2 protein-coding genes are annotated in these 1,324 nt (G+C 70.0%); both read right to left on the minus strand.

Features of this window, described 5'->3' with window-relative positions:
• Positions 1-63 precede the first annotated feature (63 nt).
• Positions 64-1,074: a sugar phosphate isomerase/epimerase family protein gene (locus tag AAH991_RS40030; protein WP_346231175.1), complete on the minus strand. Its 1,011-nt coding sequence runs from the start codon at positions 1,072-1,074 to the stop codon at positions 64-66.
• Between the two features lie 31 nt (positions 1,075-1,105).
• Positions 1,106-1,324, minus strand: a 219-nt coding sequence (locus AAH991_RS40035) for a Gfo/Idh/MocA family oxidoreductase (protein ID WP_346231176.1), incomplete at its 5' end; no start/stop codon positions are given.

Genomic DNA, 1,324 nt, shown 5'->3' on the forward strand with positions numbered 1-1,324 from the left:
AAGGGCCGGGTCGCGCGGGGGGCGCGGCCCGGCCCGGGGCCTCACGGGAGCTGGGGAGAGAGGTCAGCTCTCGGAGGAGAAGGCGGCGTCGAAGGCAGCCTCGGGTGGGGTGATGGCGTTGAGGGCGCGGATGTAGGCCAGGGATTCGGGTGCGCCGTGCAGCCGGTCCATGCCCGCGTCCTCCCATTCGATGGAGATGGGGCCGTCGTAGCCGATGTGGTTGAGTGCGCGGAAGCACTCCTCCCAGGGGACGTCGCCGCGGCCGGTGGACACGAAGTCCCAGCCGCGGCGGGGGTCGGCCCAGGCGAGGTGGGAGGCCAGGCGGCCGCGGCGGCCGTCGCGGGTGGCGACCCGGGCGTCCTTGCAGTCGACGTGGTAGATCTTGTCGGCGAAGTCGAGGATGAACCCGGCGGGGTCCAGGCCCTGCCACACCATGTGGGAGGGGTCCCAGTTGAGGCCGAAGGCCGGGCGGTTGCCGATGGCCTCCAGGGTCCGCCGGGTGGTGTGGTAGTCGTAGGCGATCTCGCTGGGGTGTACCTCGTGGGCGAAGCGGACGCCGACTTCGTCGAAGACGTCGAGGATGGGGTTGAAGCGGTCGGCGAAGTCGGCGTAGCCGGCTTCGATCATCGACGGCGGGACCGGCGGGAACATGGCCAGGGTGTGCCAGATGGAGGAGCCGGTGAAGCCGACGACGGTCTTGACGCCGAGTTTGGCCGCCGCGCGGGCGGTGTCCTTGATTTCCTCGGCGGCGCGGCGGCGGACGCCTTCGGGTTCGCCGTCGCCCCAGATGCGGGCGGGCAGGATGCCCTTGTGGCGTTCGTCGATGGGGTGGTCGCAGACGGCCTGGCCGACGAGGTGGTTGGAGATCGTCCACACCCCGAGGTTGTATTTGGCCAGGGTTTCCTTTTTGCGTTCGATGTAGGAGTCGTCGGCGAGGGCCTTGTCGACCTCGAAGTGGTCGCCCCAGCAGGCGAGTTCCAGGCCGTCGTAGCCCCATTCGGAGGCGAGCCGGCAGACCTCCTCGAACGGCAGGTCCGCCCACTGCCCCGTGAACAACGTGATCGGTCGCGTCATATCACACCCGTTCTCACAGTCCTGTGGACAATCAAATCGAGGTCCAGCCCGACCCGGCGGCCGCGCTCTCCTCGACCGCGGCGAGCACCCGCTGCACCCGGAGCCCGTCCTCGAAGGACGGTGCGGGGTCGGCGCCTGCGGCCACCGCCTCGATGAAGTCCTTCACCTCGTGGGTGAAGGTGTGCTCGTAGCCGAGGCCGTGACCCGGCGGCCACCACGCCCCGGCGTACGGGTGGTCCGCCTCGGTGAC

It is taken from the genome of Microbispora sp. ZYX-F-249, assembly GCF_039649665.1.
GTDB lineage: Bacteria > Actinomycetota > Actinomycetes > Streptosporangiales > Streptosporangiaceae > Microbispora > Microbispora maris.